The sequence below is a fragment of the Mesorhizobium sp. CNPSo 4688 genome, assembly GCF_057784295.1.
Window position 1 is genome coordinate 1 of the sequence record NZ_JBWLUY010000064.1, and the last position, 4158, is coordinate 4158.

General features: G+C 59.9%; 1 pseudogene. It reads right to left on the reverse strand.

The window, feature by feature from the left end:
• Positions 1-4137, reverse strand: a pseudogene (locus AC04SH_RS34660) (hypothetical protein); the annotation flags it as partial.
• Between the last annotated feature and the right edge of the window lie 21 nt (positions 4138-4158).

Genomic DNA, 4158 nt, shown 5'->3' on the forward strand with positions numbered 1-4158 from the left:
GGCGAACCGGGCAGGTTCTTGCCGTCCGGCCTGGACGATGTCCTGCGCCTGCGATGGCAATGCACCCAGTTGATGGATGGGGTCCGCCGACGACATCAGGCGACCGCCTGAATTGGCGATCTCGCTCAGCTGCCGCTCAATGGCAAGGCTGTCTGGATTGTCCAGGATCCTTGGCCTCTTCGCTGGCCGCAACCCAGCTGTGTCACGCTCCTCGTTGATGAGGACCTCCTCGCTTGGCAGGAGGTTGCTGCTGGCAAATACACCGATGTCGGAGAACTGGCGCGCGGCTGGCTCGGGAGACGACGGGCCGGGGTTGTCCATCATCTCCCAAAGCAAATCCTGATCGTAGCTTTCTACAGGAGGCAGCTCATCTGGCCATCTGCCCGCGCCCTGCGACGCGCTGTGCTGCGCAGCGGCGGCGCCGACGGACATCGGCTCCATCCGGATCGCGTTTCCGGGATCAGGAACGGGGAGGATATAGCGCTCGAGCTCCATCGCTTTAGCGCCTGCCTGCGATTTTCGCAGATCAGCCAGTGCGGCACCGACATTCCGATTGCCCCCGCCGTCCTTCCTATAGCGCTCGACATCGCCGTCCAATGACGCGCCGGAAAGCCGAGCAGCAATGCCCGGCTTGTTGCTTTTACGCAGATAGTCACTGAAACTGCGAAGAACAGCTGCATACAACCTGCCAGTCGATGTCCCTGCTTCGCTTTTGTATTCTTTGATGAGAGCCACGTCCTGAGGGTGAGGATTTAGCTCAGCGCGGCCTGTGATCGGCACCACTCCGCCCGTCGACTGGAAGGTCCGCAGATGGTCCATTGCCGGAAGGACTAGTCTGTGATGACCCTTCTCGATGACCTCGCGCACATCATCGTTCAGCGACTGGTCGTTGAGCCGGGCAGCAAACGGATCTTTGTTATTTGCGAAGAGCCAGCGCCCGAAGCTGCGAAGAGAAGATACATAGGCGTTGGTAGTGGCATCGGCGGCATTGCCCTCGAAGAGGGCCTTCTCAAGCCCCGAAATGAGGCGAGCGTCCTCGGAATAAAGAGGCTGCTTTCTCCGCCCTATCAAAACCGGCTCGAGAGATGGCGACGGACCGGGTTCGCCCGTCAGCTCCCAAAGCAAATCCTGATCGTAGCCTTCCACAGGAGGCAGCTCCGCTGGCCATCTGTCCGCTTCCTGCGACACACTGTGCTGCGCAGCGGCGCCGCTGACGGGCATCGGCTCCATCCGCGGCGCGTTTTCGGGATCAGGAACGGGGAGGTTATGGCGCTCGAGCTCCATCGCTTTAGCGCCTGCCTGCGAATTTCGCAGATCAGCCAGTGCGGCACCGATATTGCGATTGCCCCCGGCGTCCTTCCTATAGCGCTCGACATCGCTGTCCAACGACGTGCCGGAAAGCCGAGCAGCAATGCCCGGCTTGTTGTTCTCACGCAGGTAGTCACTGAAATTGCGAAGAACCGTTGCATACGCCCTGCGGGTCCCTGTTGCAGCTTCGTTTTTGTACTCTTTGATGAGAGCCACGTCCTGGGGGTGAGGATTTAGCTCAGCGCGGGCTGTGACCGGCACCACTCCGCCCGCCGACTGGAAGGTCCGAAGATGGTCCATTGCCGGACGGAGTTTCACGTTATGACCCGTTTCGATGGCCTCGCGCACATCATCGGTCAGCGATTGCTCGTTGAGCCGGGCGGCAAACGGATCTTTGTTCTTTGCGAGGAGCCAGCGCCCAAACCTGTGAAGAGAATATACATAGGCGTTGGCGGTGAGATTGGCGGCGTTGCCGTTGGGGAATGCCTTCTCAAATCCCGAAATAAGGCGAGCGTCCTCGGAATAAAGAGGTTGCTTGGTCCGCCCTATCCGAACTCCAGCTGACTGAGCCGGCCGCAGTGTCGAGGACGCCGGTATTGCTCCACCTGAATTGGCGATCTCGCTCAGCTGCCGCTCAATGGCAAGACCGTGTAGATTGTCCAGGGGCCTCGGCCTCTTCGCTGGCCCCAACAACGCTGTGTCACGCTCATCGTTGATGAGGACCTCCTCGCCTGGCAGGAGGTTGCTGCTGGCAAGTGCATCCATCGGCTCGTCCGGGAACTGCTGGCGGTCGTAGCCCCAGTTCAATGGACGAATGGACGCTCGATCCGAAGACTGGTGATGGCGCGCGGCTGGCTCGGGAGACGACGGGCCGGGTTTGTCGATCATCTCCCAAAGCAAATCCTGGTCGTAGCTTTCTACAGGAGGCAGCTCATCTCGCCATCTGCCCGCTTCCTGCGACACGCTGCGCTGCGCAGCGGCGCCGCCGATGGATATCGGCTCCATCCGGACCGCTTTTTCGGAATCAGGAACGGGGAGAATATGGCGCTCGAGCTCCATCGCTTTAACGCCTGCCTGCGATTTTCGCAGATCAGCCAGTGCGGCACCGATATGCTCATCACCGCCGCCCTTCCTATAGCTCTTCACATCGCCGTCCAACGACGTGCCGGAAAGCCGACCAGCAATGCCCGGCTTGTTGTTTTTACGCAGGTAGTCACTGAAACCGCGAAGAACAGTTGCATACACCCTGCCGGTCGATGTCCCTGCTTCCTTTTTGTACTCTTTGATGAGAGCCCCGTCCTGGGGGTGAGGATTAAGCTCAGGGCGACCTGTGATCGGCACGACTCCGCCCGTCGCCTGGAAGGTCCGGAGATGGTCCATTGTCGAAAGGAGTCGTTTGTGATGACCCTTTTCCATGGCCTCGCGCGCATCATCGGTCAGCGACTGGTCGTTGAGCCGAGCAGCAATCGGGTCTTTGTTATTTGCAAAGAGCCAGCGCCCGAAACTGCGAAGAGAATATACATAGGCCTTGGCGGTGTTGACGGCATTGCTGTCGCGGAGGGCCTTCTCAAGTCCCGAAATAAGGCGAGCGTCTTCGGAATAAAGAGGCTGCTTGCTCCGCCCTGTCAAAACTCCAGCTGACTGAGCCGCCTCCAGTGTCGAGGAGGCCAGCATTGCTCCACTACCTCCACCTGAACTGGCGACACGCTCATCGTTGATGACGACTTCCCCGCTTGGCAAAAGGTTGCTGCTGGCAAATGCACCCATCGGCTCGTCCGGGAACCGCTGGTGGTCGTAGCCCCAGTTCAAGTGACGAATGGACTCTCGGGGATCCGATGACTGGTCATGGCGCGGGGCTGGCTCGAGAGATAACGACGGGCCGGGTTTGTCCATCATCTCCCAAAGCAAATCCTGATCGTAGCTTTCTACAGGAGGCAGCTCATCTGGCCATCTGCCCGCGCCCTGCGACGCGCTGTGCTGCGCAGCGGCGCCGCCGACGGGCATCGGCTCCATCCGGATCGCGTTTTCGGCAGCGGGAACGAGGGGAATTTGGCGCTCGAGCTCCATCGCTTTAGCGCCTGCCTGCGATTTTCGCAGATCAGCCAGTGCGGCACCGATATTCCGATTACCGCCGTCCTTCCTATAGCTCTTGACATCGCCGTCCAACGACATGCCGGAAAGCCGACCAGCAATGCCCGGCTTGTTGTTCTCACGCAGGTAGTCACTGAAATTGCGAAGAACAGCTGCATACACCTTGCCGGTCGGTGTCACTGCTTGGTTTTTGTACTCTTCGATGAGGACCCCGTCCTGGGGGTGAGGATTTAGATCAGCGCAACCTTTGATCGGCACGATTCCGCCCGTCGACTGGAAGGTCCGGAGATGGTCTATTGCCGGAAGGAGTCGTCTGTCATGACCCTTTTCGATGGCCTCGCGCGCCTCATCGGTCAGCGACTGGTCGTCGAGCCGGGCAGCAATCGGATCTTTGTTATTTGCGAAGAGCCGGCGGCTGAAGCTGCGAAGAGAGTATACATAGGCGTTGGCGGTGGGATTGGCGGCCTTGCCCTTGGGGAGCGCGTTCTCAAGCCCCGAAATAAGGCGAGCGTCCTCGGAATAGAGAGGCTCGTTGCTGTGCCCTATCAAAACCCCAGCTGATTGGACCGGCTGCAACGTCGAGGCCGCCGGCATTGCTCTGCCGCCACGGGAACTGGCGATCTCGCTCAGCTGCCGCTCAAAGGTCGCTGCATCTGCGGACGGCACCGCGGGTGAACTCGCTTGCCGGCCCGCGCTGTCCGACTTTACCTGCTCCCACTTCGTCGAGGCGAAATCCATCCGTTCCTCCCTTCAAAAATA